The following is a 26485-nucleotide window of genomic DNA, read 5'->3' as shown; positions in this document are numbered from 1 at the left end:
GAATTAATTGTTAGCCGTTTCGGTTTCCACCTACCCTATCGATCAGCCACTGATCAACCTGCCGAATAAACAAACAGAAATCAGCCCCTGGCAAACGGAATCATTCCCCGCGAGCCCGCCCACTTCCAGCGAACCGCAAGAAGCACCAGTATGGCCAGACCATAAAACACCATCTCCCCCACATCGCTGCGAGCCTGCCAGATAAAATGAACCCAGGCGACAACAACACTCGGATAAGCCAGTTTGTGCAGCTGCATCCAGTTCTTGCCCAGTCGCCTCATCATTCCCCTGGTTGATGTCAGAGCAAGAGGAACCAGCATCAGGAAAGACAAGGCGCCCGCTACGATGTAAGGCCGTTTGGTAAAAGTTGCCCACAAGTCAGTCCAACCAAGAATAAACTGCAGAAACGCCAGAACATGAAGCGTTGCGTAAAAAAACGCGAACAATCCCAGCATGCGCCGAATCCGGATCCAGCCGCCCCAGCCGGTCCAGCGCTTGAGCGGCGTCATACATAGCGTGGCTATGAGTAGCTGAAAGGCCGCCAGCCCCAGAGACTCGGTTACTTCCTGGCCCGGGTCTGGCCCGAGAGATTGCGCTGCGATACCGGTGATCAGAAACAGAAGGGGCGCACTGGCCAGCAAGGCGGCCAAAAACCGGAAAGCCAGCAGAAATCGGGGGTGTCCGACCCAGCGGGAAATGAGCATTAATAGTACTTCCGCAGATCCATGCCTTTATAGAGATGGGCGACCTGCTCGCCATAGCCGTTAAATCTGACCGTTTCCACCCAGTTGGGAGAAAACAGCCCGGAGGGAAGCCTCCTTTCCTTCTTCTGGCTCCACCTGGGATGATCAACCGCGGGGTTCACGTTGGCGTAAAAGCCGTATTCCTGTGGCGCAATCATTTCCCAGGTCGTTTTTGGCCGCTCCTCCTGGAACCGGATCTTTACGATGGACTTGATGCTTTTGAAACCGTACTTCCAGGGGACAACCAGTCGAATTGGCGCGCCATTCTGTTTAGGCAGAGCCTTACCATAAAGCCCGACTGCCAGAAAGCTCAGTTCGTTCATGGCCTCATCCATCCGCAACCCTTCCTGGTAAGGCCAGTCGATGGTGCTGAAGAGGGAGCGCTGCCCGCGCATCTGGCCCGGATCGTACAGAGTTTCGAAGTACACATACTTCGCGCGGGAGGTGGGCCGCAATCGCTTGAGGATGTCCGCCAGCGGCACACCAATCCAGGGTATCACCATGGACCACGCCTCAACACAACGGAGACGGTAAACACGCTCCTGATACTCGTAAGGCTTGAGCAGCTCCTCAAGCGCGTACTCACCTGGCCGCTCACACTCTCCCTCAACAACCACCGACCAGGGATCGACCGTCATTTCGTCGGCATATTTGGCAGGATCATCCTTCCCCGTTCCAAATTCATAGAAATTATTGTAACGGGCCACATCTTCGAATGGCGTCTTCTTTTCATTCGTGGAGTAGCGGGGCATTGAGATGAAATCCAGGGTTTCACCCTGAACCGGTAACTCTGCGGCAGATAAAAGCCCGGGCATGGAAAGCCCGGCGGCCATGGCAACGGTGCCGGACATGAACTGTCTTCGATTCAGATAGACGGACTCGGGCGTTATTGCGAAGTGGGGCAAAGCCCAGGATGGGCGCTTCTTGATAAACATGAAAAGTCTCCGTCAGGGCGTCAGCCAAGTAAGGCGTTGACCGGAGACTGCGGCTAAAATTCCCCGGGCTTCCGTGAGAAAGACCGGGGGGGGGGAACCGCATTTTAGTCGGTGGCGCCCAGGGTTTTCCGGGGTTTTCCGCGGAACAGGGCACGAATGGGACCGGACAACGCGTAGATAAGGAACCCGGTAAAGAGTACGGTTGCAGGGTCTAGCGCAATCACCACAAATATAAGCACAACAAGAAGAATCGCTGCGAAGGGCACCCGGCCACGCAGATCCAGATCCTTGAAACTGCGATACAGAATATTGCTGACCATCAGAACTCCGGTACCACCCACCACGACCATGGTCAGCAACGTGAGCCAGGTGGCCGGTTCGAAGAGATGGAAACACCAGACCAGCCCGGCGACGCAAGCGGCAGCTGCCGGGCTTGGCAGGCCAACGAAAAATTTCTTGTCGACAGAACCGATCTGGGTATTGAAACGGGCCAGACGCAGCGCGGCGCCAGCGACGTATATGAAGGTAATAGCCCAGCCAACCTTGTCAAAACTGTTCAGTGACCAGAAAAAGGCAACGAGACCCGGTGCAACACCAAAGGCCACCATGTCGGCGAGACTGTCGTATTCCTCACCAAACTTGCTCTGAGTGTTGGTCATCCGGGCCACGCGACCGTCCAGACCATCCAGGATCATCGAAACAAAAATGGCAATGGCGGCGTTATCAAAGACGCCGTTTGCGGCAGAAACAATGGCGTAAAAACCAGAAAACAGGGAGGCCGTCGTCAGCGCATTGGGAAGAAGGTAGATACCTTTACGCCGAACCGGCGCACCTCCAACAAGCTCTTCCTCAACAACTTCTCCGGCTTCAACTTCATAGTCTGGATTCTGCATGTCGTCAGCAGATGTTCTTTCTTCAGTCATTCCCATTACTCCGGAAAGCGTTTGAGCGGATTATATACGAAAAACGCGGCCACCCGGGCCGCGTTTTTCAAACCAGGCGGAATTCCGCTTAGTTTTTGTCCTTATCCACGATCTTGTTCGCGGAGATCCACGGCATCATGCCGCGCAGTTTCTCACCCACAATCTCGATTTCGTGAGCAGCGTTCTGGCGACGACGCGCCGTCATGGACGGGTAGTTCAGCGCACCTTCGGAGATGAACATCTTGGCGTACTCACCGCTCTGGATGCGCTTCAGTGCGTTGCGCATGGCCTCGCGGGACTGCTCGTTGATGATCTCCGGGCCAGTCACATACTCACCATACTCCGCGTTATTGGAGATGGAGTAGTTCATATTGGCGATGCCGCCTTCGTACATCAGATCAACGATCAGCTTCAGCTCGTGCAGACACTCGAAATAAGCCATTTCCGGCTCGTAACCGCCATCCACAAGCGTTTCAAAAGCCGCTTTGACCAGCTCGACAGTACCACCGCACAGAACTGCCTGCTCACCGAACAGATCGGTTTCAGTCTCGTCCTTGAAGGTGGTTTCGATAATGCCGGTACGACCGCCACCGATACCGCTGGCATAGGAAAGGGCCAGGTTCTTGGCGTTGCCGGAAGAGTCCTGGAAGATGGCGATCAGGTCTGGGATACCGCCACCACGGGTGAACTCGGTACGGACCGTGTGGCCCGGGGCTTTCGGGGCAACCATGATGACATCCAGATCCTTGCGTGGAACGATCTGGTTGTAGTGAATGGCAAAGCCATGAGCGAAGGCCAGGGTTGCGCCCTGCTTCAGGTTCGGCTCGATTTCAGCCTGGTACAGCTGAGCCTGGAACTCGTCAGGAGTCAGAACCATAACAACGTCGGCTGCCGCAACGGCAGAGGGAACGTCGCTGGTCTTCAGGCCGTAGGCTTCCGCCTTGGCGATGGAGGAAGAGCCCGGGCGCAGACCAACGGTGACATCAACGCCGGATTCCTTCAGGTTGCACGCGTGGGCGTGGCCCTGCGAACCGAAACCGATGACGGCAACTTTCTTGCCCTGGATGATGGAAAGATCGCAATCCTTATCGTAATAAACCTGCATGAGAAACCTCTGTTATTTGTGATGGCCCCGGAAGGCCATGATGTTCAAACTCTGTTTGAAATTGTTAAAGGCTGAGCACCTTTTCGCCACGGGCAATACCGGATACACCGGTACGCACCACTTCCAGCACACCCGAGGTGCCAATGGCCTGGATAAAACCATCGAGCTTTTCGCTGTCGCCTGCCAGCTGAACGGTGTAAACCGAGCTGGTCACATCCACGATCTGGCCGCGGAAGATGTCCACCGTACGCTTTATCTCGGCACGCTGGGAACCGGTCGCTTTCAGCTTCACCAGCATCAGTTCACGCTCGATGTGGGCGCCCTCGGTCAGATCGACCAGCTTTACTACCTCGATCAGCTTGTTCAACTGCTTGGTAATCTGCTCGATAACCTTGTCCGAACCGGTAGTTGTCACCGTCAGACGGGACAGGGTCTCGTCCTCGGTCGGCGCCACAGTCAGGCTTTCGATATTGTAGTTACGCTGGGAAAACAGGCCTACTACCCGTGACAGTGCGCCCGGTTCGTTTTCAAGCAAAACAGAAATGATTCGACGCATGATCACACCCTCTCCGTCTTGCTGAGCCACATGTCCTTCATGGCGCCACGGGCAACCTGCATCGGATACACATGCTCAAACCGGTCCACATAGATATCCACGAACACCAGCTTGTCCTTCATGGCCAGCACTTCCTTCAGCTTGGTTTCCAGGTCTTCCTTCTTGTCGATCCGGACCCCGACGTGGCCATAGGCCTCCGCCAGCTTGATGAAGTCCGGCAGGGACTCCATGTACGACTGGGAGTGGCGGGACTCGTAGTTCATATCCTGCCACTGCTTAACCATGCCCAAGGCCTGGTTGTTCAGGTTGATGATCTTGACCGGCAGATTGTACTGCTTGCAAGTCGACAGCTCCTGGATGTTCATCTGGATACTGCCTTCACCCGTGATGCAGAGTACTTCGTCGTCCGGATGGGTCAGTTTGACACCCATGGCCGCGGGCAAGCCGAAGCCCATGGTGCCCAGGCCACCGGAATTGATCCAGCGATTGGGCTTGTCGAACTTGTAGTACTGGGCGGCAAACATCTGATGCTGGCCGACGTCGGAAGTGACAAAGGCCTCGCCGTTGGTCAGGCGACACAGCATTTCAATCACTTCCTGGGGCTTGATCACATCCGGGCTGGTCTCATAACGCATGCCATGGAAGGCCCGCCACTCATCAATCTGCTTCCACCAGGAAGCAATCGCCTCGGCATCCGGCTTTTCCTTGCTTTCCTTGACCAGCGACAGCATTTCCCTGAGCACCGCATCCACCGGGCCGACGATTGGCACATCAGCATCAACGGTTTTGGAGATGGAAGCCGGGTCTATGTCAACGTGGATAATGCGCGCACCCGGACAGAACTTCTCGGTGGCATTGGTGACACGGTCATCAAAGCGGGCCCCAACACAGAGAATCAGATCCGAATGGTGCATGGCCATATTGGCTTCGTAAGTGCCGTGCATGCCAAGCCAGCCAAGATGTTGTTTATCGCTGGCTGGGTAACAGCCAATGCCCATCAGCGTATTGGTGATCGGATAGCCCAGCATCCGGACAAGTTCAGTTAGCTGATCCGAGGCCTTGCCAAGAATGACCCCACCGCCCGCGTAGATGATCGGGCGCTTGGCAGCGAGCATCATGTCGACGGCTTTCTTGATCTGGCCGGCATGGCCGCGGATGGCGGGATTGTACGAGCGCAGCTTGACCTTCTTGGGGTAAGCATACTCATAACGCTCGTTCGGCGTGGTCATATCCTTGGGTATATCCACAACAACCGGCCCGGGGCGACCGGTCGCCGCGATGTAATACGCCTTGCGGATAATTTCCGGAATTTCCTCGGGATGACGAACGCTGAAGTTGTGCTTAACCACCGGGCGGGAAACACCCATCATATCGGTTTCCTGGAAGGCGTCTTCTCCAATGAGGGTTGACGCAACCTGGCCGCACAGAACCACCATAGGGATGGAGTCCATGAATGCGGTAGCAATGCCGGTAATGGTGTTGGTGGCTCCAGGACCCGAGGTCACCAGGACAGTACCCGGTTTTCCGGTCGCCCGCGCATAACCGTCGGCCATATGGACCGCCGCCTGCTCGTGCCTTACCAGAATATGTTTGACTTCGTCCTGCCTGAACAGCGCATCATAAATATGAAGGGCCGCACCACCCGGATAGCCATATATGTACTCGATACCTTCATCTTTAAGGGACCGGATCAGCATATCGGCGCCAGACAATAACTCCACGATTTTCTACCCTCTTCTACGAGTGAATGAGCCGGGATTCATCCCGGTTGCCTGGATTCACGGTCTCCATGCTTCTTTTGAAAGCGGAACCGGCTGCTCCTCCACACCTTAAAAAGAGGTTGTCTCCTGGCCAGCCGCCCTCCTGAGGGTTGCGGAGAACGGCCAATCAACGGGTTGCACGTAAGCAACAACCATCCCGCGACCAATGCGCGGCGCGTTCAGTGTGGTGATTAACGGGGGATACTCGCTCGGGATTGCCTGCCGTATTGACCCCAGTCTTCAGGCAATCGGTAATTCTGACAGCGCTAAACTCCCTGTCAATAGCCGCTGCGGGTTTCTGTGCCTACACTGGCCGAAGGTCTGCCATACCTGGCGCAAATCCGGTGCAAAGATTTGAACCAGACAGAAGAAAATCCACAGCACTGGTGGCATGATAGGCCATAATCGAAAGAGAAAAACGGGCCCGGTTTATCCAGGTTGTCTGCCTGCCCGGGAGCAGTGAACATACGTGAGTAGAGCCATGAACCGAAAAACCCTGACGCTGACCTTATTACTGGCCGTTGTACCAGGTGTCGCCATGAGCGCCTCTGTCTATAAATGGACCGACGAAAACGGAGTTACCCACTTTGGTGACCGGCAGCCCAATGGCGCCAAGGCCGAACGCGTCAATGTTCGCTCCGGCACTTCGTCGGATGCTTCCGGAAACAGACCGAGCCCCCAGGAGCGACTGCAGAATCTGCAGGAACACCAGGAAGATGAGGCAAGGCAGCGCCAGGAGACCGCCGTTGAGGAGGCCCGCCGGAAACAGCGCGAGGCAAATTGCGCGACAGCCCGGTCCAACCTGGAGGTAATTGCCAACCACGCCCGCATCCGGATTGAGGAAAACGGCGAACTGCGCTATCTGACTCCGGAAGAGCTTGCCGAGAAACGGGCAGAACTTGAGCGAATGGCGAAAGATAACTGCGAACCAATGTGAACATGGGGTCAGATGAACGCTTTCATCTGACCCCGGTTTAGGCCTCAGGCTTTGGTGAAATCCAGGTGGTGCTCCTTCACCGTGCCACGAATGACATCACCCGACACAAACTCTCCCTTTAGCAGCCTCTGGGCCAGCGGGTTCTCGATCATCCGCTGGATGGCCCGCTTCAGCGGCCGGGCACCGTAGACCGGGTCATAGCCCACTTCCGCCAACAACTCCATGGCAGCATCATCCAGCTCCAGCTTCATATCCTGATCTTTCAGGCGCTTGCTCAGAGACTCTATCTGAATCCGGGCAATGCCCTGGATCTGGCTTTCGGCCAGCGGATGGAACACCACCACCTCATCCACCCGGTTTATGAACTCGGGGCGGAAATGTGTGCCGACAACTTCCATGACCGCATTCTTCATGGATTCGTAATTCTCCTCCCCGGCTTTCTGCTGGATGATGTCCGAGCCAAGGTTTGACGTCATCACGATTACTGTATTCCGGAAATCTACCGTGCGACCCTGGCCGTCTGTCAGCCGCCCGTCTTCAAGCACCTGCAACAGGATGTTGAAGACATCCGGGTGGGCTTTTTCCACCTCATCCAGCAACAGCACCGAATAGGGGCGACGGCGCACGGCTTCGGTCAGGTAGCCGCCTTCCTCATAACCCACATACCCCGGAGGCGCACCGATCAGGCGAGCCACCGAATGCTTCTCCATGAACTCGGACATATCAATGCGAACCATGGCTTCCTCGGTATCAAAGAGAAAGAATGCCAGGGCCTTGCAAAGCTCGGTTTTACCGACACCGGTCGGGCCAAGGAACAGGAATGAACCGTTGGGGCGGCTGGGATCGGACAACCCCGCCCGGGAGCGGCGCACTGCATTGGAAACCGCTTCCACAGCCTCGTCCTGACCAATAACCCGGTCATGGAGCGCCTCTTCCATGCGCATCAGCTTGTCGCGCTCACCCTCAAGCATCTTGGACACCGGAATACCGGTCCACTTGGAGACGATCTCGGCAATCTCCTCGTCCGTTACCCGGTTCCGGAGCAGCTTCATCTCCATCATCTCGGCCTGGCTGGCCATATCCAGCTGGCGCTCAAGCTCGGGAATCTGCCCGTACTGAAGCTCGGACATCTTGCCAAGGTCGCCCGCCCGGCGGGCATTTTCCAGATCGATCCGGGCCTGCTCCAGCCGGCTCTTGATCTTCTGCGAGCCATGAAGAGCCGCCTTCTCTGTATTCCAGACTTCTTCCAGATCAGCGTATTCACGCTCGACGCCGGTGATCACGTCAGACAACTCGGACAGACGTTTTTTCGACGCGGCATCGGTCTCTTTCTTCAGGGCCTCACGCTCGATTTTCAGCTGGATCAATCGACGCTCAAGGCGGTCCAGCGGCTCCGGCTTGGAGTCCATTTCCATGCGAATCTGGGAGGCGGCTTCATCCACCAGGTCAATCGCCTTGTCGGGCAACTGTCGGTCGGCAATGTAACGGTGAGACAGCTTAGCCGCCGCAATGATTGCACCATCGGTAACTTCAACCCCGTGGTGAACCTCATAGCGCTCCTTCAGGCCCCGCAGGATTGCGATGGTGTCTTCCTCACTGGGCTCACTCACCAGTACTTTCTGGAACCGACGCTCAAGGGCCGCGTCTTTCTCGATGTTTTCACGGTATTCATCGAGCGTGGTGGCGCCCACACAGTGAAGTTCGCCCCGGGCCAGGGCCGGCTTGAGCATGTTGCCGGCGTCCATGGAGCCCTCGGCTTTGCCGGCACCAACCATGGTGTGGATTTCGTCGATAAACAGGATAATCTGGCCTTCCTGCTTGGAAAGCTCATTCAGCACTGCCTTCAGCCGCTCTTCGAATTCACCCCGGAATTTGGCACCGGCAATCAGAGACCCCATATCCAGGGACAGGACCTTCTTGTCCTTGAGGCCATCCGGCACCTCGCCGTTCACGATTCGCTGGGCCAGACCTTCAACGATCGCGGTTTTACCCACGCCAGGCTCACCGATGAGTACCGGGTTGTTCTTCCGGCGACGTTGCAGCACCTGGATCGTGCGGCGGATCTCGTCGTCACGACCAATCACCGGGTCCAGCTTGCCGGCCTCGGCGCGCTCGGTCAGGTCGATGGTGTATTTGGACAACGCCTGGCGATTTTCTTCCGCGCCGGCATCGTTTACAGCTTCACCGCCACGAACCTCGTTGATGGCCTTCTCCAGGGCGGCCTTGTCGACACCCTGCTCACGAAGGACCCGACCCAGGGTGCCACGGTCTTCCAGCGCCGCCAGCAACATCAGTTCACTGGAAATGAACTGGTCCTTCCGCTTCTGGGCCAGTTTGTCGGCAATATTGAACAGCCGGCCCATGTCATTGGACATGGAGACATCGCCGGCCGATCCCTGCACTTCCGGCAGGTTCTCGATTTCCCGTGCGATGGCCTGGCGAATGCGTCCGGGCTCGGCACCGGACTGCTTGAGCAACGGCTTAATGGCACTGCCCTCCTGATCAAGCAACGCCTGCATCAGGTGCACTGGTTCGATGAAGTTGTGATCTTTCCCGACCGCGATGGATTGTGCGTCCGCGAGGGCGGTCTGCAGCTTGCTGGTCAGCTTGTCGATTCTCATGTGTAGTTTCCCCAAAATTCTGCGAATACCGTAGTGCCGGTGATGGCGGATATTCGATTGCTTTGACCCTTAATGTAGGGGCAAGTGGGGGGACTTCAAGCGGGACTGCGGTCTATTCGTCAGAAATTTGACGGCCGTCAGTTCTGGCTTCGGTGCAAGCCTGGGTCGGGTAAGGCTCTCCAGATCAGGGTTGCCATGCGCCCTGTCTGACCATCCCTTCGATAGGAAAAAAACCGGTCTTGGTCCTGCACTGTGCACAGACCACCGCCAGTGACGGCGGAAACACCGAGATTGTTCAACCTCAGGGTGGCAAGGGCGTAGATATCTGCCATGAAATGCCCCGACCGGGCACCGTCGGTCCTGAAAGCGCGGGCGGCTTCCGGATCATGCCTCAAAAACGCGTCACGGACTTCCGGGCCGACTTCGAACCTGTCTGGACCGATGGCCGGGCCGAGCCAGGCTTGCAGCGTTTCGGGTGCTACAGCCATGGCGCTCACCAGGTTCTCAATTACGCCACCGCACAGGCTCCGCCAGCCGGCATGGGCGGCGCCGACGACCGTACCTTTGTAATCCGAGAGAATCACCGGCAGGCAATCGGCGGTGAGGATGGCGCAGGCGATGCCGGGGTGTCGGGTGTAGCTGGCGTCAGCATTCGCGATTTGCTGGACGTTGTCCGGTGTGAGTTCGACAACCTTGGTGCCGTGCACCTGGTTAAGCCAACCGATCCGGGCACTATCCAGCCTGATGAATTCGGCAAGTCTCCGCCGGTTCTCTTGCACGTGTTCCGGGTTGTCTCCGACATGGCCGCCGAGATTGAGGCTGTTCCACGGCGATCCGCTGACACCGCCTGCGCGGGTTGTGCTGATGGCCTGCACCCTTCCCGGCCCGGACCAGCCCGGGTTCAGGAGGGTTCCTTCAGTAATCACGGTGTTCCAGCTCCCGGGCGTGTTTGCGCAGGGCTTCTATCAGCGTGACCATGTCTCCCGGCAAGGGTACTTCCCAGCTCAGGATTTCACCGGTCTCCGGATGCTCCAGCGTCAGCTGCCGGGCATGGAGTGCCTGGCGGTTGAACGCGGAGAGCGCCTCGCGCAGCTCTTCAGTGGTTCCCTTGGGAAGCCGCAGGCGACCGCCATACATCGGATCACCAACCAGCGGGTGTTTGACATGGGCCATATGCACCCGGATCTGGTGAGTACGGCCGCTTTCAAGTTTGCAGCGGATGAGCGTGTGGGCGGCAAAACGCTCTACCAGGCGATAATGGGTAACCGCCGGCTTGCCCGAAGCAACCACCGCCATCTTTTTACGCTCCCGAGGGTGCCTGCCGATAGGCGCATCCACCGTTGAACCACCCGTCAGCGTGCCGACCACAACCGCTTCATATTCGCGCCCCATGGTTCGTGTCTGCAACTGGTCCACCAGGGAGGTGTGGGCAATCAGGCTGCGGGCAACGACCATGATGCCCGAGGTATCTTTATCGAGCCGATGCACGATACCTGCCCTTGGAAGATTTTCCACTTCTGGTGCATAGTTCAGCAGCGCATTGACCAGCGTGCCGTCGGCATGGCCGGCCGCCGGATGCACCACAAGCCCGGCGGGCTTGTTGATGACCAGAAGATGCTCGTCCTGGTAGACGATATCCAGGGAGATTTCCTCAGCCTGCCAGCTCACCCGAATTTCCGGCTCGGCATCCAGCTCCAGGCGATCATCGAGCATCACCTTGTCCCGAGGCTTGCGCGCCTCGCCATTCACTGTCAACACACCACTTTTAATCCATGATTGCAGTCGCGAACGGGAGTGCTCGGGCATCAGCTCTGCCGCTGCCTGATCCAGGCGCCGGTCACTCAACGTCGGTGGGACAACAAAGCTGGCGACGATTCGATTTTCAGATGACATTAAGCCCCCAGGGCCTGTGTGTGTTACGTTTCGGTCAGATTCTTTGAAACAGCGGGGCGTTGCTCTTCACATGCCTCTGCACATGGAGCAACTTCCCCGCTACAATGGCTGCCCTTGAATTAATCGACATTATACGGGATTCCGGCATGAGATCAGGTCTTCGTTTACTGCTACTTTCCACACTGGTTGTTCTGATCAGTGCCTGCGCCTCCAATAAGCAGGAAGAAGTGCTTCCGGAGAAGACTTACTATGAGAATGCCCGCCAAGCCATGAGCTCCGGGAATTTCAACGAAGCGGAACAAAACCTGGATTCGCTGGAAACTTACTATCCCTTCGGCCGCTATGCCGAGCAGGCTCAGCTTGATCTCATTTATGCCCGTTACCAGAACCTGGATCTCGAAGGCGCCCGAGCGGCGGCTGACCGCTTTCTGCGGCTGAACCCGCAAAGTGACCACGCGGATTATGCCCTGTATATGCGCGGCCTTGCCTCCTACAACCTGGACCTGGGGCTTGCGGCCCGTTATTTCCCGATCGACGTGGCCGCCCGGGATCCGGGTGAGCAGATGCAATCCTTCCGGGATTTTTCGGAACTGCTCAACCGCTACCCGGACAGCCAGTATGTGGCAGACGCCCGCCAGCGCATGGTTGCGATCCGTAATCGGATGGCCGAACTGGAAATCAACGCAGCCCGCTACTATATCAAGCGCCAGGCCTATGTTGCCGCCAACAACCGTGGCCGATACGTGGTGGAGAACTACCCGTCATCGCCTTCCGTTGAAGAGGCCCTGATCATCATGGTCGAAACCTATCAGTTTCTTGACCTGAAAAAGGGCGCCCAAGACGCCATCGCCCTGCTTCGCACCAACTTTCCAGACAGCGAAGCGTTTAACAGCAATGGCGAGTTCGAGGCAGACCTGCTGAAGGGAGAGAGTCGTTCACTCACCAACGTTGTCACCTTTGGCCTGATGGGCGACGAATAAAAGGCTGAAATTGGGGTCAGATGAAATTGGGGTCAGATGAAGTTTTCATCTGACCCCAATTTCATCTGACCCCTTTTTCATCTGACCCCGGGCAATCGGCTACTTTCCGCTTTTCCAGGCGTTGGTAATGGGATAACGACGGTCCTTGCCAAAACCACGCTCGGTAATCCGTACGCCAATCGGCGCCTGCCGGCGCTTGTATTCGTTGGTGTCCACCAGGCGGATAACCCGCTCCACATCGGCCCGTTCAAAGCCTTCCGCAACGATGGCGTCGGCACTGAAATCCCGCTCCACGTAGAGGTTCAGGATCTGATCCAGCGCATCGTAGCCGGGCAGACTGTCCTCATCTTTCTGGTCCGGCGCCAGTTCGGCGGAGGGCGGCCGGGTGATAACCCGCTCCGGGATTACCTGGGATACCGTGTTGCAGTACCTGGCCAACCGGAACACCAGGGTTTTCGGCACATCCTTGAGAACGTCAAACCCCCCGGCCATATCCCCGTATAACGTTGAATAGCCCACCGCCATCTCGCTCTTGTTACCGGTTGTCAGCACCAGAGAGCGGAACTTGTTGGACAGGGACATCAGCAGAACACCGCGCAGGCGGGCCTGCAAGTTCTCCTCGGTTGTGTCAGGACGGGTACCCTCGAAAGGCCCGGCCAGGGTTTCCATGAAGGCATCGTACATGGGCTCGATAGAGAACACGTCGTACTGAACCCCCAGTGCCACCGCTTCAGCCTCGGCGTCCTCAAGGCTCATGCTGGAGGTATAACGAAAAGGCATCATCACCGCCCGGACACGGTCCTTACCCAGGGCATCAACCGCCACCGCCAGGGTGACCGCCGAGTCGATGCCGCCGGACAACCCCAGAACCACCGATTTAAAGCCATTTTTATTTACATAATCCCGAACGCCCGTCACCAGAGCCTTGTACACATTGGCTTCCAGTGACGGCTCCTCAGGTAAGGGCTGGGAAATCGGCTGGCAGTGGCGCTCACACAAAAAATCGACCGGGTAAAGGCCCTCGCCAAACTGGGGCGCTTCTGCCATCAGCACACCGGAGTGATCGAACACCATGGAGCCACCGTCAAAGACCAGCTCGTCCTGGCCACCAACGAGGTTCACATAAACAATACTGACCAGATTCTCTCTCGCTTTACGCTCCAGCAGGGCCTTCCGGCGGGCCTGTTTATCGATATCGTAGGGGGAGGCGTTCAGGTTCAGGATCAGCCGTGCGCCGGCTGCGGCACAGTCCTCTACCGGCCCTTCCTTCCAGATGTCTTCACAGACGGTGATGCCGACCTGAACACCACGGATATCAAGGGTCAAAACATCCGCACCTTCAGCGAAGTACCGCTTTTCATCAAACACCTGGTAATTGGGCGGGAAACGCTTGAAGTACCGACCGGTGATTTCGCCACCGTCGATAACCACAGCCGCGTTATACAGGAGCGCTCCGTGGCGCAGGGGTGCACCGATAACGATGGCCGGCTCCAGTTGCGCCTCCTGCAGCCGCTCCAGCGCTTCGTTAACACGAACCTCAAGGCTTGGCCGCAACAGCAGGTCCTCCGGCGGATAACCCGTCAGGCAAAGCTCGGGAAAGACCACAACGTCCGCCTGGTGGTCCGATGCCGCCCGCTGGACAGCATCAATGACGAGCTCCGTGTTGCCGGGAATATCACCCACCAGAAAGTCCAGTTGGGCCATCACCACCCGCAGTTTTCTGGCTGTCACCCCGTAGACGGCCTGTTTTCCGGACACGGACATAAATCGGCTCCTGTAACTCATTGCCATGAAAAGGCTATTATAACCCCGCACGCGCGTGGATTTCTTCCGACCAACAGCGGATTCCGGTAAATCATGGCAACAGAGACATCTACAACAACAGCCAACACCATAAGCCCGGCCGTTCCCACCACGCCTTCCGGCCTGCAGCAGGCAAAACTGTTCAGGATCTACAACCACTACCGCCTGGTGGTCAGCCTGATACTGGTGGCGCTGCTGTTCGTCGATCCGGTCAATTTCGACGTGCAATTCCGGATGCTCGACTACTACCAGGCCGGCGTTTCAGCGTATCTGGGGCTGAACGCCTTTATCGCCCTGCTCCTCGTGGCGGGGTTTCATCCTGGCCAGCGGCACATCACGCTCTCGATTCTGCTGGACATTCTGATCATGCACGGGCTGTTGCTCACCAGCACGGGCATTACCAACGGCCTGGCCAACCTTGTTATTGTTTCCGTGGCCGCGGGCAACATCCTGACCCCAAGCCGCATGGGAACGTTTTATGCGGCACTGGCCGCCATCAGTTCGCTGGGCATCTCCGGGTGGGCGGTACTGGCACTGGGTGAATCGGCAGACGATATTGTCCGGGCCGGCTCCCTGGGCATCCTCTACTTTGCGGCGGCCTTCGTGTTGCAGAACATCTCCCGCCGGATGATGCGCAGCGAGGCACTGGCCACCAGCCGGGCCCGCAGCATTGCCGAACTGGAGCAGATCAACCAGCAGATTATCCAGCGCATGCGCACCGGCATACTGGTGCTGGATTGTTTCGGCCAGATTCGCCTGGCCAATGCCGCCGCCGAGGAGCTTTTGTACGGCGCCCCCAAAGCCGCGGCACCCATTCATGAATTCACAACCGTGCTACCCAAACCCTTGAAACAGGGCCTCGAAGCCTGGCTGAAAGACCCCACTCGCCGGATCGAACCCTTCCAGCCCTCGCCTACGTCCCCGTTATTGCAGGCAAACTTTACCCAACTGGACCAGGAACGCGGCGACCAGATACTCGTGTTCATTGAAGATATGAGTAAGGTCACCCAGCAGGCACAACAGATGAAACTGGCTTCTCTCGGGCGACTCACCGCAGGCATTGCTCATGAGATTCGCAACCCTCTGGGTGCGATCAGCCATGCGGCACAGCTGATGGAAGAGGCCCCGAACCTTGAGCCCGGCGACCGCCAGATGCTTGGAATCATCCGGCGCCATTCCCGCAGGGTAAATGGCATCATCGAGAATGTTCTGGACCTCTCCCGGCGCCGGGCCGCCAACGCCGACCTGATCGAGTTGGAGCCCTGGCTAAAGGAATTCAGGGAAGATTTTCTCCAAACCCAGGACCAAGACTGCACCTCCTCAAATATCATCCTGAAGAACGACTCAGACGACCTGCCGCCAGCCCGTTTCGATAAAAGCCAGATCGAGCAGGTGATGGTTAACCTCTGCGATAATGGCTTGCGGTATAGTAAACAGCAGACCGGCGAGCGGCACATCGAACTTCACGCCGGAGCCACAGCAGATGGCGAACGAGCCTACGTGGATGTCCGCGATTTCGGGCCTGGCATTGCCCCTGAAAACCGTAACTCGGTGTTCGAGCCCTTTTTCACCACCGACAAGAGCGGAACCGGGCTCGGGCTTTATCTGGCACGGGAACTGTGCGAGGCTAATCAGGCGCATCTTTCCCTGGTAGACGACGACCAGCCCGGCTGCTGTTTCCGCATTACGTTCGCCCACCCTGGGCGAATGATCTGACCCTACACCGGCGGATATCGGGCGTTTGAACAACGACATGGAACCGACGACACAACATGACCACATACACAGCGCTGATCGTTGACGACGAACCGGACATCCGGGAACTGCTGGAAATCACCCTCACCCGAATGGGCATAACCACCTTCACGGCACCCGACCTGACCAGCGCTCTGGCGCTGCTGGAGCAGAACAAACCGAACCTCTGCCTCACCGACATGAACCTGCCGGACGGCAATGGTATCGAACTGGTTCAGTGGATCCAGCAGCATGCTCCGGCAACACCGGTGGCCGTCATTACCGCCTACGGCAATATGGACACGGCGATTGAATCCCTCAAAGCCGGGGCTTTCGATTTTGTTTCCAAGCCGGTGGAACTGCCCCGCTTAAGAGAGCTGGTAAACAGTGCGCTCAAGCTCTCGGAGCCCAAGGCGGACTCGGAAGATGGAGCCGACGAGCCCGGCCTGCTACTCGGTAAATCTCCGGAGATCCGGAAACTCCGGAACCAGACCCGAAAGCTGGCCAGAAGCCAGGCGCCGGTATTCATCAGTGGTGAGTCCGGCAGTGGTAAGGAACTGGTTGCCCGAATGATTCACCTTCAGGGCCCCCGCCGGGAGGGACCTTTCATTGCCGTGAACTGTGGTGCGATTCCCTCGGAACTCATGGAGAGTGAATTCTTCGGGCACAAGAAAGGCAGCTTTACCGGGGCTGTGGAAAACAAGGACGGCCTGTTCCGCTCTGCCAACGGTGGCACTCTGTTTCTGGATGAAGTCGCAGACCTGCCGCTGGCCATGCAGGTGAAACTGCTCAGGGCCATCCAGGAAAAAGCGGTCCGACCAGTAGGTGACACCAAGGAAGTACCGGTAGATATCCGGGTGCTGAGCGCCACCCATAAAAACCTGCCGGAACTGGTTCAGGAAGGCAGCTTCCGCCAGGACCTGTTCTACCGGATTAACGTGATCGAACTGGCTGTTCCGCCTTTGCGGGAGCGGCTCGATGATATCCCCATACTCGCCGGCCACATTCTTGAACGTATTGCCGGAGAGTACGAATGCGATCCGGCCACGTTAACTCCCGCTGCGATAGAGCGCCTCAAGAGCTACGATTTTCCCGGAAACGTGCGGGAATTGGAGAATGTTCTGGAACGCGCGTTTACCCTGTGCGATGCCGACCAGATTGACGCTGACGATCTGCATCTCGGGAATGGTGTACAGCATGCCGCATCGCCCTCACAGATTATTGCCGAGGGCCAGGCCGGCGAAGGTGAGAATTTTACCGTGCCGGATGGTGAAATCGATCTGGAAGGATACCTGGAAAGCATCGAACGGCAAGCGATTGAGAAGGCTCTGGAGGCGACCCGCTGGAACAAGACGGCGGCGGCGAAGCGGTTGGGGATCAGTTTTCGGGCGTTGCGGTATCGATTGAAGAAGTTGGGGATGGAGTAAAGTTAGCAGACATTTAAAGGGACTGGTTCACAGAATATAAATTCCATCCTTTTAAAATAATCTTACCGGATATCGCAGGACGTGAATCCGGCACTTCCCAAAAAGATAGAACATGGATGTTAACGATGAGTACCGCCAAATCACCTGCAGGTTTTACACTGCCGGAGCTTGTTATTACGGTCGCCGTGCTGGCCATTGCCACCGGTTTTGCTGTTCAGTCGTTCGGAGGTTGGATCGAGCGATCAAATCACAGAACTCTTATTGAACACTATCACTCAATCTTCGCATTCGCCCGCTGGTCGGCGGCAAGTCAGCGTCAGCTGATCACGGTCTGCCCCCTCTCGTCACAGAACAAATGCATAGACGACTGGCAAAACACCATTTCGGTATTTGTTGATTCAGACAATAACAAACAACCTGACGAAGACACGGTAATCCGGGAATTCACGCCAGACTTCGGGGGTTTCCGGATACGCTCTCGCACAGCCGGGCGAGGCTACTTTCAGTTTAATCCCAGGGGTATGGCTCATGGCGCAATGGGAAGCCTGATACTTTGTCCTTCGAATCCGGCAAGCGGCAACATGAGCTACATGGCGGTCAACATTGCCGGTCGTTTCCGGGCCGAGCACGACAAGGACGCGGATGGCATGATTAAGCTTTCATGGGGAGCGAAGGTTTTCTGCCCTGGTTAATTGTCGGACATAGACGAAAAGGCCGACCCTGAAGGCCGGCGTTTCAATCATTGCTGCAAGGATTACCGGAAGTTAGTTTTCCCAGGTATTATCACCAGCGCCAAAGCCATCATTGTCGCGATCCCAGCGTCGCGCACCGGTAGAGTCAAGCTCCAGGTTTCCATCTCCCGCTTGCACGCCTTTCGGAGTTGCCCGCAAGGTGTAGGAGTTTGCATCCGCAGCCTCGATGGTCAGATCGTAATACTTCTGCCCACCGTCGAGCGGCGCCTCATCCGGGTATATAGCCGGAGCACCGGTATCCGCACCACCGGCCGCTGCACTCTCATAAGTGTTGTTAGAAGCATAATATCGCTCCATAGCACCCGAGAGCCCGGTTAACGCTCCTTGAGCATCAGAACGGCGAGTACGATCCGTGTACTCTACGTAACTGGGATAAGCAATGGCGGCGATGATCCCAATAATCGCCACCACGATCATCAGTTCAATAAGCGTAAAACCTGACTGGGAACTCCTTGCCTTAACCAAGACTTACTCCTCGTACCAATAGGTTTCAACGACGCCCTTGAGAGAGTCTACCGTCACACATTCCGCGCCAACACACACCACATCCGTATCATCAACACGCATGCGCTGAGGGTCGGCAGGCAGACCGATCGTATTGAGTTCCACCTCCCGGTCAGGGCGGGTCAGCTCGTCGGCTGCGCCCACTCCGTCGTAGTTGACGACAGCACGCCCATCAAGCACCGACAGGTGATACAGGCGCGATGTACCGGCCGACGGAATACAGATGTTTGTACTTGGAGTTGGCTCGTAAGTAGTGACAAACACCTCATTATTGATGGTCTGGCTTGTCGAGAGCACCTTTTCACCGCTGTTCGTCAGGCGGATATACCAGCCATCCGCCAAGCCAATCGCCGCAGCAGCGTCGTTCTGCTCTTGCGATGTTCCCTGTTGAACCAGGTTGTCAGTGGCATCGTAAAGATCTGTCTCAGTAATGGGCGTGTACAGCACGTTGCCTTGGTCGTCGACCGGCGGCGCGCTGATCTCAGGAATTCGCATCATGTAAATGCGGTCATCAATATTTTCGTCCAGAGGGTGAGCCTGAAAGCCCGACCCGATGACCAGACCAAGGAACCGCGTTCCGCCAAACTTCAAACCGAACAGGTCCGGCGCATGGTAGAAACGCCGATTGTTCGCGGTACTGTTATCCTCCGCCAGATCTGCGATTACACCACCGGTAACCAGGTCATCGGCAGCGTTGGAATTGGTAACATCAAACCGGAAAATCTGTCCGCCCATATCACCCACGTATATCTGGTTAATCTTACCATCACCGGTCAGGTCTAGAGCCTTGGGGGCAGAGGGGATACTGTATTTCAGATCAGCAAGCTCAAGGTTCGCGCCACTGCCTGTGGGGCCAGCCCACCAGAGACGGTCACCGGTTTCAGCATCCACGATGTACAAAGCCCGGCCGATATCGTCAACGGTGCGCGTTGTTGCATCGTCCTGGTCAGCATCGTATCCGCCGCCGAAGATCAACACGTCGTGGATCTGGTTGCCAATTTCCACCTTGGTCTTGGAAGGTCTCGACCAGGTTTGGCCCAGCTCAGCGAAATCGGTATTGGCTTGCCCACCCTGAATCGACCAGAGAAAGTCTGGCTGATCAGGGTTGGTTACATCCAGTGCGTAGTAGTTGGAACCACCACGGCGCATACCCGAGTAGATATAAGCGAAATCGCCGTCGCCAGCAATGATACTGCCGTCATTGTTGTCATCATTAACCCAGCTGAGGATAGACGAGTCCATGCCATACACTTTATTCGCGGTCTCGCTGTTTTCTTTTAAACCTGCCTGATTTTTCAGAAGGTCTCTGGGCATGAATGAGAAGTGCGTTTCCCCGGTCTCACCATCGATACCGTGGATAAAGCCCTGATTATCCCCAAAGAACACTGCGGTATCCGGTGAAGACTCACTGCCACCATAGACGATCAGGTGCGGTACGGAGTGGAGCGGGTCCGCGATAAACTTCCGTGAGTCGGTTGTTGATGCATCACCGTCCGAATCATCGAGATCCTGACCCCGGGTCCAGTTAACCAGGGCGGAGAAATCTGCATCGGACATGTTTGTGTCCCCGAAGAGAGCCTTGGTCAGATTATTATTACCTGTTGCGAGCGCATTGGCGCTATTCGTCAGCCCCCTGTTTGTGGCGAGATTCGAATAGACCTTGCGATCGGAGTTGGGATCTGCATGCTGTGACGAGGCTCCTCCGTCGGTAACAACCTTGCCATCCTGGATATTGCTCCACCAGCTCTGGGCACTATCCTTGAAGAAACCGCTGTTCGGGTCGACGGCTGGCTGCCCGTCCTCGCCGACAATGACGGCCTCACTTTGCCCGGTAGTGGAATTCTCCTGGATAGCGAGTTTGTAGCGCTTAAGATTACCCGGCCAACGGGCTCCTTTCGCCGGCTGGAACAGAGCAAAATAGAGCGCATCGAGGTGATTCAGGCGGTCAAAAGTGTTGACCGCAATGCCTGGAGCCACATAGGTTGCAGAGGTCGCAAGGATGTCGTTGAAGGCTGTCTCAAACGCGGTTGCCAATGAAGCGGCGTCGTTAGCCTGAAAGTACTGTCCGCCGCCATTGGAAGCGGCGTCAGAAAGCAGCGTCTGATTGCTCTGGAAGCCCACAGTGTATGTGCGGATGGACTGCGGACCGTCCTGTTCCGTGCTCATGTCGTTATCAAACATGTACTCCGCAATTTCGTCGAGGCAGTTGCCGGAACACGAGCCGACGGTGCTCTCCATGGTGCTTTGATAGTTGGTATCCTGAGTGGGCTGGCCGTCCGTTAACAAAATGATGTTGTTTGGCTGGCACTGGTACTCGATCGGGCTGTCGTATTTGTTTCCATCCATCACATCGGCAACGCTGGAATCACGGATGAACGTATCACCTCCCTGAAAATACCTCATTGCCTCAAAAGTTGTCTCGGAAAGCGGCGTATTTCCGCCCGGCGAGAGCCCATTGATTGCGGTTTTCAATGGTGACCTGACGTCAGCAATCGGTTTGATTGCCGAGAGGAAATAACCACCATCGTTGCCACCAAAATACATGGCCCCGACATTGACGTCTTCCATATCATCCAGAAGATTGCCCATTACCGCCTGAACAACCTCCAGGCGATTGGACGTTCCTTCCGCGATATTGCTCATGCTTCCGGACTTATCGAGAATAAACAGAATGTTGGGCTTGACGATCTTGTCAGCGTCTGTAAAGAAAATCTCGGTATCGTCAGCAACCGCTGTAGAGGTGCCAACCGTCAGGGACATGGAAAGCAGGCCCCACGCGAATCGTTTTATGAAGACCTTCATTGCAGCTCTCCTTCTTGCTGGATAGGATAAATGACCATCAACGCCATCCCACTATCCGAATCCACGAGTACGGTACCGGCTTGGCCAGAAACGCGCCGGTATCCATCTGCACCTACGTCACGCTTGCCAACCTGAACCTTGAATCCACGAGCTGGAAGCAGGCGTGGTTCAGGGCAAAGCTCGCAGCCTTCGGTAACCACACTGAATACCCGTGACGATGAATCTACCATCAACTCGACGGAAGCGGCTTCATAGGCCTCAATCGGGCTATCAATTAACCGCGCATCCTCAAGACTCGCCGCACTGACCGGAGTGATCGCCCAAACGAACATTACCAGTGGTAAACAAAGCATTTTCTTGATCATCTTTTCCTCCAGAGCTGGTCCCAAAACCAACAATCAGTAATATTCGATTCCCTTGAAGACCGTTGAAGTCGCACCGGTCCCTGCCATGGTTGCAGTGCCACTTAACTCATATCGATAACCATCCAGTGCCGTGGAGCTCTCGTTAGCATCCAGTGAGCTGCCGCTACCGGCTATTATTTCGCCGAGGTACCGGGCCTGGTAGGTACCGGCAACGCCGTTCCCGGCGTCAACCGTGAAGTTAACCGAACTGCTCATATTGTCCGCAGATTGCATCGACTCTCTTAGCAAGCTCAAATCATTCCCGATTAACCGCTCCGTCAAGGCACTGGCGGAACTCTCGGCAGCCTGAAATGTCCGATTGGAGTTCTGGGCATTCACGGCCATACGCTCCTGCATCACTGACGTATTCATCCCCGCGACACCGATGAGCGTCAAGACCAACAAAACCACAAGGCTTACGATCAGAACTGCGCCACGCTCCTGGCGACCTGTCTTCAATTCAGTCATAGCTTCTATCCTCTGGCGTTCTATGCACCTATGCTTAATCCCTGTTTCTCAAGGTCACCGTACTGATGAAAGTCCGCCTCAAGCGGGTGTCTTCCGGGTGCGTCACCGGGCCGGCACCACTTGCTTCAGTAATCACTTCGCCTGGCAGCGCATAGCTCGATGTATCGTCCGTGTCCCGAACCTGGTCAGCGTCACTGATCAGCAAGCCGATTCTCAGCGCGACCACGCGAGACATATCGGTGACGTTGTCAGCGGTTTCGTAACGGATATTGTTGGTGGGCAGTATCTCCCCATACTGGATTTGCATGCTCTCGACCCCCTCCACCAGCTCGTCAACCTGGAAGCTTGGCCCGCCGGCAGCGAGCATGTTATTGGCGCCCCTATAGAGAGCAATTATGTCGTTACCCTGAATGTCATCACGCCCGGTATCGGCGACAAAATAAACGTTGGATGAGAACCTCATAATCCGGGCGCTTTCGTTGTACGCCTGCCCCAGATTGTTGCTGGAGTTCACGTTTTGGGCGTGCGCCCAGGTGCCGCTACTTGGGTCGCTCGATATTCGAAAAAGATCCGCGTTCTCGCAATCGGAAATCAGAACAATGTCATTCTGGGTAAACGAATTAATCGCAGTGCCTGCCACCTGAATGTTGGCGTTTACCACGTTCATGTTTCCGGTCACCTCGACGTCAATGGTCTGGCCGCGCTGTATCGAAATCACATCGCTTCCAACGAGGGCATTGGCCTCAATCGGGGTCCCGTCAAACTCGGTGCCATTGGCCCAGTTGCCGTCGGCGACTTCCCAGCCTCTAAGGGTGGTGGAGAAGAAATCTGCCGTAGGGGCGTTATCCGCGATAATCCTCATGGTCACGTCTGCAGGGTCCGCACATCCCTGAAAACCAATCATCCGCATGTCTCGCCCGACGATATCCGTCGCGATCCGACCGGATTCCTGAATCCGCGCAAGAGACGTACTGAGGCGAGCGGTCTGGCTTGAATCCACATAGACCGTGAAAATGCCAAGAATCAGCGTTGCACTCAGGGCAAGCGCGACCATCAATTCAACCAGCGATAAACCGGCCTGCCCTTTTGGGCTATGGGTAATGAACCCCTGAACTTTTTTGGCTCCCATCAAGCACCTCATAATGAGAAATTCAGGAAAAAGGAATTATCACCGGCGATTTGTTCGTTAGCATCGCCTTCTCTGACAACTTCATCCCACTGGACAGAGATCGTAAACATCTCGGTGCCGGCATCGAACTGAATCGAGCCTTGCCCGCCAGGCAAGAGCGTCATGTCGCTTCCGACTCCCTGAATCTGGCGCGCCCACTGAGCCAAATCCACCGTTACCTGTTGCGCCGGCGAACATCCGCCGTTCTGCGTCGCACAAACCGGGAGGTTTGTGGATGCGCCAACGGTCGTGAAGCCGTCATAGGCTCCACCGCCTACAGCCTGGGCCCGATTGGCCCGTATGCGGTCAGCCATGTCATAGGCCAGAATGCTCGCCTGGGTCCGCAAATACGCACCCTGATTGTTTCGCATTCCGTCGACCAGCAAACCGGCGAGGCCCAGAAGCCCTATCGCCAGGATGAACACGGTCACCAGAATTTCAATCAGCGTAAAGCCCTGACTTTTCATGCCTTTCATTTCGCTTCTGTTGGCACCGCGCTTCGGAATAAACGACGTTTTCATCATTGCGCCACTCTCACGGACAGGTGATATTTGCGTTGTTGTGATCGTTCAGTACGCCGTTACCCGAGGTATCTCGCGCCAGACGTGTCTGACCGGACACGCTGACAACAATTGCCCGAGCTGCCGCCGCACCACGGGAATCACATACTGTAATCGTGCCTGCAGCCGATAGACCAATTCCCGGAGGAATCGGGAAGCCATTGCCTGAAAACTGCACAAATGAGCCTCCACCACTGGTAAGGCCAGCGATTCTCATGGTGTTGCCACCTTCTAGGGCCTGGCTGATCCGGAGGAGCTGGTCGTCTCCGGCATCGAGCACGCGATCACCGTCAAGGTCGCGCATCACAATCCAGCCGGTCTCCCACGTGTTTGCACCACTGCATGAAGCGCTGTCAGCACTGGCGCAGACAGTAATCACGCCATCCTGCATTTTGGATGCTTCACTGCGGGCATAGCTCATAAGGCTGGACGCTTCATTTATTTGAGACGTCAGCCGATTATTAAGTACGGTCTCGCGAAAAGACGGAACTGCAAACGATGCAACGATTGCCAGAATGACGATCGTTATAATCAGTTCAAGCAACGTAAAGCCAGAGCTTCGCTGGAATCCGGACATAATTCTTCCCTATTTCTGATTGGTTACAGATTATTTTGAGTCAGGGTGCGAAACCACCCACCTGCGATAAGCGGGAGTCTTAGCATGATAAACGGTCGCTACTTAAGAAGTGAGGTGTAACGGTTCACAAAAAAAAGGGGGGGGGAAATAGGGCAGGATATTGAAAGTCTGGGAAGCTTCCCGAATGAAGCAAGGCCCCATCCGGCAAAGCTCACCTGCCATACGAGGGCAAAAGTCAGGAAACCTCTACCACATCAATCCTGAGCTCTTTGGGCATCGAAAACACAATATTCTCCTCACGCCCGGCAACTTCCTCCGGAACACCACCCCCCAATTCCCTGAGGCGATTGATCACATCGTTCACCAATACTTCGGGCGCAGAGGCACCAGCGGTTACGCCAACTGAGGTCTTTCCCTCAAGCCAGGCAGGATCAATCTGAGATGCCTCATCGATCAGGTAGGCCGGCGTACCCATCCGCTCAGCCAATTCTCGCAACCGGTTGGAATTGGAACTGTTCGGGGAGCCAACCACCAGCATCAGGTCACAGTCTCCGGCGAGCTGCTTCACGGCGTCCTGGCGGTTCTGGGTGGCGTAGCAGATGTCGTCTTTGCGGGGTCCCTGGATTTCGGGGAATTTGGCGCGCAGGGCGTCGATGACTCGGGCGGTGTCGTCCATGGACAGCGTGGTCTGGGTGACATACGAGAGCTTTGTGGGATCAGTCACTTCCAGCTTTGCCACATCTTCCTCGTTTTCCACGAGGTAGATGTCACCGCCATTGCGGTGGTCATATTGCCCCATAGTGCCTTCCACTTCCGGGTGGCCATGGTGGCCGATCAGGATGCATTCCCGGCCGTCGCGGCTGTAGCGCATCACTTCCAGGTGGACCTTGGTGACCAGCGGGCAGGTGGCGTCGAAGACTTTCAGGCCGCGGCGGGCAGCTTCGTTCTGCACCGCCTGGGAGACGCCGTGGGCGCTGAAGATGACGAGCTTGTCGTCCGGGACTTCGTCCAGTTCGTCAACGAAGATGGCGCCGCGGTTGCGGAGGTTGTCCACCACGAATTTGTTATGCACGACTTCGTGACGCACGTAGATCGGAGCGCCAAAGACATCCAGGGCGCGATTGACGATTTCGATGGCACGGTCAACACCGGCACAGAAGCCACGGGGGTTTGCGAGTCTGATTTGCATTATCTTGCCACTATTTCCGGACGAAGGACTTTGGAGCATTGCGACCGCGGGCTACGGGGAAGAACCTGCCGGGACACGCTGTGAATACGTCCCTGTACGCTTGACTGCAGCATCCATGCTGCAGACAGTCCCGGCAGGTTCTTCCCCGCACCCCGCTAGTTCAGAGTATGACGCTCAGCTATTTCTTTTTAATGGGTCGCCCCTGCGGGCTCCACATCAATAATCTGTACTTCGAAGGTCAGTGTACGCCCTGCCAGGGGGTGATTGAAATCCACCTCCACTTCATCGCCTTCCACCCGGCTGACAACGCCCGGCAGTTCGCTCTGGCGGGCATCCGCGAAGGAGATCATCACGCCCGGCTCCAGCACCATATCTGGGCTGAACTCGTGGCGCTTGAACGTCTGCACGTTGTTGGGGTTGTGCTGACCAAAGGCTTTTTCCGGGGGCACTTGATAGCTTTCCCGGTCGCCGGCCTTCATGCCCATCAGGTAGGCTTCGAAATTCTCCGGCAGGTTTTCATCGCCGATTTCGAGGGTGGCCGGCTCTTTCTCAAAGGTGGAATCGATCACTTCACCATCCGGAAACTTCAGGGCGAAATGCAGTTTGACCCGGGTACCCTTGTCGACAGGCAGTTCATTCATAAG

24 protein-coding genes are annotated in these 26485 nt (G+C 56.3%); 5 read left to right on the top strand and 19 right to left on the bottom strand.

Going from position 1 to position 26485, the window contains the following annotated elements:
* Window positions 1-80: 80 nt before the first annotated feature.
* The 6 genes from NLK58_RS17625 to NLK58_RS17600 all read right to left on the bottom strand — a co-directional run bounded on the left by NLK58_RS17625 (window position 81) and on the right by NLK58_RS17600 (window position 5983).
* Window positions 81-704: a sulfite oxidase heme-binding subunit YedZ gene (locus tag NLK58_RS17625; RefSeq protein WP_117619601.1), complete on the bottom strand. Its 624-nt coding sequence runs from the start codon at window positions 702-704 to the stop codon at window positions 81-83.
* Complete coding sequence (gene msrP / locus NLK58_RS17620) at window positions 704-1678, bottom strand: protein-methionine-sulfoxide reductase catalytic subunit MsrP (RefSeq protein ID WP_117619600.1); 975 nt, start codon at window positions 1676-1678, stop codon at window positions 704-706. The genes NLK58_RS17625 and msrP overlap by 1 nt, the downstream gene beginning before the upstream one ends.
* A 104-nt stretch (window positions 1679-1782) precedes the next feature.
* Entirely contained in the window at window positions 1783-2601 is an 819-nt protein-coding gene (gene pssA / locus NLK58_RS17615; protein WP_117619599.1) for a CDP-diacylglycerol--serine O-phosphatidyltransferase, read from the bottom strand.
* Window positions 2602-2689: 88 nt separating this feature from the next.
* Window positions 2690-3706, bottom strand: a complete 1017-nt coding sequence (ilvC, locus tag NLK58_RS17610; protein WP_117619598.1) for a ketol-acid reductoisomerase — start codon at window positions 3704-3706, stop codon at window positions 2690-2692.
* 64 nt (window positions 3707-3770) lie between these two features.
* Window positions 3771-4262: an acetolactate synthase small subunit gene (ilvN, locus tag NLK58_RS17605; protein ID WP_048497877.1), complete on the bottom strand. Its 492-nt coding sequence runs from the start codon at window positions 4260-4262 to the stop codon at window positions 3771-3773.
* Between the two features lie 2 nt (window positions 4263-4264).
* On the bottom strand, window positions 4265-5983 hold the full coding sequence (locus tag NLK58_RS17600) for an acetolactate synthase 3 large subunit (RefSeq protein WP_117619597.1): 1719 nt from the start codon (window positions 5981-5983) through the stop codon (window positions 4265-4267).
* Between the two features lie 520 nt (window positions 5984-6503).
* On the opposite strand from NLK58_RS17600, the gene NLK58_RS17595 reads away from it, so the two are divergent.
* Complete coding sequence (locus NLK58_RS17595) at window positions 6504-6959, top strand: DUF4124 domain-containing protein (RefSeq protein ID WP_117619596.1); 456 nt, start codon at window positions 6504-6506, stop codon at window positions 6957-6959.
* Window positions 6960-7003: 44 nt separating this feature from the next.
* Here the strand turns inward: NLK58_RS17595 and clpB are convergent, their stop codons facing one another.
* The 3 genes from clpB to rluD form a co-directional block, all read right to left on the bottom strand.
* Window positions 7004-9580, bottom strand: a complete 2577-nt coding sequence (gene clpB / locus NLK58_RS17590) for an ATP-dependent chaperone ClpB (RefSeq protein WP_117619595.1) — start codon at window positions 9578-9580, stop codon at window positions 7004-7006.
* A gap of 137 nt (window positions 9581-9717) precedes the next feature.
* Window positions 9718-10506, bottom strand: a complete 789-nt coding sequence (pgeF, locus tag NLK58_RS17585; RefSeq protein ID WP_117619594.1) for a peptidoglycan editing factor PgeF — start codon at window positions 10504-10506, stop codon at window positions 9718-9720.
* Window positions 10496-11473, bottom strand: coding sequence for a 23S rRNA pseudouridine(1911/1915/1917) synthase RluD (rluD, locus tag NLK58_RS17580; RefSeq protein ID WP_117619593.1), 978 nt, complete (start codon window positions 11471-11473; stop codon window positions 10496-10498). Before rluD ends, pgeF begins: the two co-directional genes overlap by 11 nt.
* A gap of 146 nt (window positions 11474-11619) precedes the next feature.
* On the opposite strand from rluD, the gene NLK58_RS17575 reads away from it, so the two are divergent.
* Window positions 11620-12453 (top strand): outer membrane protein assembly factor BamD, encoded by an 834-nt coding sequence (locus tag NLK58_RS17575; RefSeq protein WP_117620440.1) that lies wholly within the window; start codon window positions 11620-11622, stop codon window positions 12451-12453.
* Window positions 12454-12552: 99 nt separating this feature from the next.
* On the opposite strand, the gene NLK58_RS17570 is transcribed toward NLK58_RS17575, so the two are convergent.
* Window positions 12553-14217 carry an NAD+ synthase gene (locus NLK58_RS17570; RefSeq protein ID WP_117619592.1) on the bottom strand — a complete coding sequence of 555 codons (1665 nt, stop codon included), beginning with the start codon at window positions 14215-14217 and terminating at the stop codon, window positions 12553-12555.
* A gap of 93 nt (window positions 14218-14310) precedes the next feature.
* Between NLK58_RS17570 and NLK58_RS17565 the strand changes: the two genes are divergently transcribed.
* From NLK58_RS17565 to NLK58_RS17555, 3 genes are all read left to right on the top strand, one after another.
* Window positions 14311-15972, top strand: coding sequence for a PAS domain-containing sensor histidine kinase (locus tag NLK58_RS17565; RefSeq protein WP_117619591.1), 1662 nt, complete (start codon window positions 14311-14313; stop codon window positions 15970-15972).
* 56 nt (window positions 15973-16028) lie between these two features.
* Entirely contained in the window at window positions 16029-17417 is a 1389-nt protein-coding gene (locus NLK58_RS17560; RefSeq protein ID WP_117619590.1) for a sigma-54 dependent transcriptional regulator, read from the top strand.
* Window positions 17418-17542: 125 nt separating this feature from the next.
* Window positions 17543-18109 carry a GspH/FimT family pseudopilin gene (locus NLK58_RS17555; RefSeq protein WP_162893763.1) on the top strand — a complete coding sequence of 189 codons (567 nt, stop codon included), beginning with the start codon at window positions 17543-17545 and terminating at the stop codon, window positions 18107-18109.
* A 72-nt stretch (window positions 18110-18181) separates the two neighbouring features.
* On the opposite strand, the gene NLK58_RS17550 is transcribed toward NLK58_RS17555, so the two are convergent.
* The 9 genes from NLK58_RS17550 to fkpB form a co-directional block, all read right to left on the bottom strand.
* Entirely contained in the window at window positions 18182-18634 is a 453-nt protein-coding gene (locus NLK58_RS17550) for a type IV pilin protein (RefSeq protein WP_117619588.1), read from the bottom strand.
* A gap of 3 nt (window positions 18635-18637) precedes the next feature.
* Window positions 18638-21262 (bottom strand): PilC/PilY family type IV pilus protein, encoded by a 2625-nt coding sequence (locus NLK58_RS17545; RefSeq protein WP_341581395.1) that lies wholly within the window; start codon window positions 21260-21262, stop codon window positions 18638-18640.
* Between the two features lie 209 nt (window positions 21263-21471).
* Window positions 21472-21840: a hypothetical protein gene (locus tag NLK58_RS17540; RefSeq protein WP_117619586.1), complete on the bottom strand. Its 369-nt coding sequence runs from the start codon at window positions 21838-21840 to the stop codon at window positions 21472-21474.
* Between the two features lie 33 nt (window positions 21841-21873).
* Window positions 21874-22347, bottom strand: a complete 474-nt coding sequence (locus tag NLK58_RS17535; RefSeq protein ID WP_117619585.1) for a PilX N-terminal domain-containing pilus assembly protein — start codon at window positions 22345-22347, stop codon at window positions 21874-21876.
* A gap of 34 nt (window positions 22348-22381) precedes the next feature.
* On the bottom strand, window positions 22382-23476 hold the full coding sequence (locus NLK58_RS17530; protein WP_117619584.1) for a PilW family protein: 1095 nt from the start codon (window positions 23474-23476) through the stop codon (window positions 22382-22384).
* A gap of 8 nt (window positions 23477-23484) precedes the next feature.
* Complete coding sequence (gene pilV / locus NLK58_RS17525) at window positions 23485-24039, bottom strand: type IV pilus modification protein PilV (RefSeq protein WP_227539330.1); 555 nt, start codon at window positions 24037-24039, stop codon at window positions 23485-23487.
* A 10-nt stretch (window positions 24040-24049) separates the two neighbouring features.
* Window positions 24050-24652, bottom strand: a complete 603-nt coding sequence (locus tag NLK58_RS17520) for a GspH/FimT family pseudopilin (RefSeq protein WP_117619583.1) — start codon at window positions 24650-24652, stop codon at window positions 24050-24052.
* Window positions 24653-24887: 235 nt separating this feature from the next.
* Window positions 24888-25841, bottom strand: coding sequence for a 4-hydroxy-3-methylbut-2-enyl diphosphate reductase (ispH, locus tag NLK58_RS17515; protein ID WP_341581394.1), 954 nt, complete (start codon window positions 25839-25841; stop codon window positions 24888-24890).
* 188 nt (window positions 25842-26029) lie between these two features.
* Window positions 26030-26482 carry an FKBP-type peptidyl-prolyl cis-trans isomerase gene (gene fkpB / locus NLK58_RS17510; RefSeq protein WP_117619581.1) on the bottom strand — a complete coding sequence of 151 codons (453 nt, stop codon included), beginning with the start codon at window positions 26480-26482 and terminating at the stop codon, window positions 26030-26032.
* Between the last annotated feature and the right edge of the window lie 3 nt (window positions 26483-26485).

Source organism: Marinobacter metalliresistant (assembly GCF_038098645.1).
GTDB classification, from domain to species: domain Bacteria; phylum Pseudomonadota; class Gammaproteobacteria; order Pseudomonadales; family Oleiphilaceae; genus Marinobacter; species Marinobacter metalliresistant.
This window is presented reverse-complemented; position numbering and strand designations above follow the sequence as displayed.

Bases quoted from the DNA above. Each gene is read 5' to 3' on its own strand.
- NLK58_RS17625 (WP_117619601.1), bottom strand. From the start codon at position 704: ATGCTCATTTCCCGCTGGGTCGGACACCCCCGATTTCTGCTGGCTTTC.
- msrP (WP_117619600.1), bottom strand. From the start codon at position 1,678: ATGTTTATCAAGAAGCGCCCATCCTGGGCTTTGCCCCACTTCGCAATA.
- pssA (WP_117619599.1), bottom strand. From the start codon at position 2,601: ATGACTGAAGAAAGAACATCTGCTGACGACATGCAGAATCCAGACTAT.
- ilvC (WP_117619598.1), bottom strand. From the start codon at position 3,706: ATGCAGGTTTATTACGATAAGGATTGCGATCTTTCCATCATCCAGGGC.
- ilvN (WP_048497877.1), bottom strand. From the start codon at position 4,262: ATGCGTCGAATCATTTCTGTTTTGCTTGAAAACGAACCGGGCGCACTG.
- NLK58_RS17595 (WP_117619596.1), top strand. From the start codon at position 6,504: ATGAACCGAAAAACCCTGACGCTGACCTTATTACTGGCCGTTGTACCA.
- clpB (WP_117619595.1), bottom strand. From the start codon at position 9,580: ATGAGAATCGACAAGCTGACCAGCAAGCTGCAGACCGCCCTCGCGGAC.
- rluD (WP_117619593.1), bottom strand. From the start codon at position 11,473: ATGTCATCTGAAAATCGAATCGTCGCCAGCTTTGTTGTCCCACCGACG.
- NLK58_RS17575 (WP_117620440.1), top strand. From the start codon at position 11,620: ATGAGATCAGGTCTTCGTTTACTGCTACTTTCCACACTGGTTGTTCTG.
- NLK58_RS17570 (WP_117619592.1), bottom strand. From the start codon at position 14,217: ATGTCCGTGTCCGGAAAACAGGCCGTCTACGGGGTGACAGCCAGAAAA.
- NLK58_RS17565 (WP_117619591.1), top strand. From the start codon at position 14,311: ATGGCAACAGAGACATCTACAACAACAGCCAACACCATAAGCCCGGCC.
- NLK58_RS17560 (WP_117619590.1), top strand. From the start codon at position 16,029: ATGACCACATACACAGCGCTGATCGTTGACGACGAACCGGACATCCGG.
- NLK58_RS17555 (WP_162893763.1), top strand. From the start codon at position 17,543: ATGAGTACCGCCAAATCACCTGCAGGTTTTACACTGCCGGAGCTTGTT.
- NLK58_RS17545 (WP_341581395.1), bottom strand. From the start codon at position 21,262: ATGGGCAATCTTCTGGATGATATGGAAGACGTCAATGTCGGGGCCATG.
- NLK58_RS17540 (WP_117619586.1), bottom strand. From the start codon at position 21,840: ATGATCAAGAAAATGCTTTGTTTACCACTGGTAATGTTCGTTTGGGCG.
- NLK58_RS17535 (WP_117619585.1), bottom strand. From the start codon at position 22,347: ATGACTGAATTGAAGACAGGTCGCCAGGAGCGTGGCGCAGTTCTGATC.
- NLK58_RS17530 (WP_117619584.1), bottom strand. From the start codon at position 23,476: ATGGGAGCCAAAAAAGTTCAGGGGTTCATTACCCATAGCCCAAAAGGG.
- pilV (WP_227539330.1), bottom strand. From the start codon at position 24,039: ATGATGAAAACGTCGTTTATTCCGAAGCGCGGTGCCAACAGAAGCGAA.
- NLK58_RS17520 (WP_117619583.1), bottom strand. From the start codon at position 24,652: ATGTCCGGATTCCAGCGAAGCTCTGGCTTTACGTTGCTTGAACTGATT.
- ispH (WP_341581394.1), bottom strand. From the start codon at position 25,841: ATGCAAATCAGACTCGCAAACCCCCGTGGCTTCTGTGCCGGTGTTGAC.
- fkpB (WP_117619581.1), bottom strand. From the start codon at position 26,482: ATGAATGAACTGCCTGTCGACAAGGGTACCCGGGTCAAACTGCATTTC.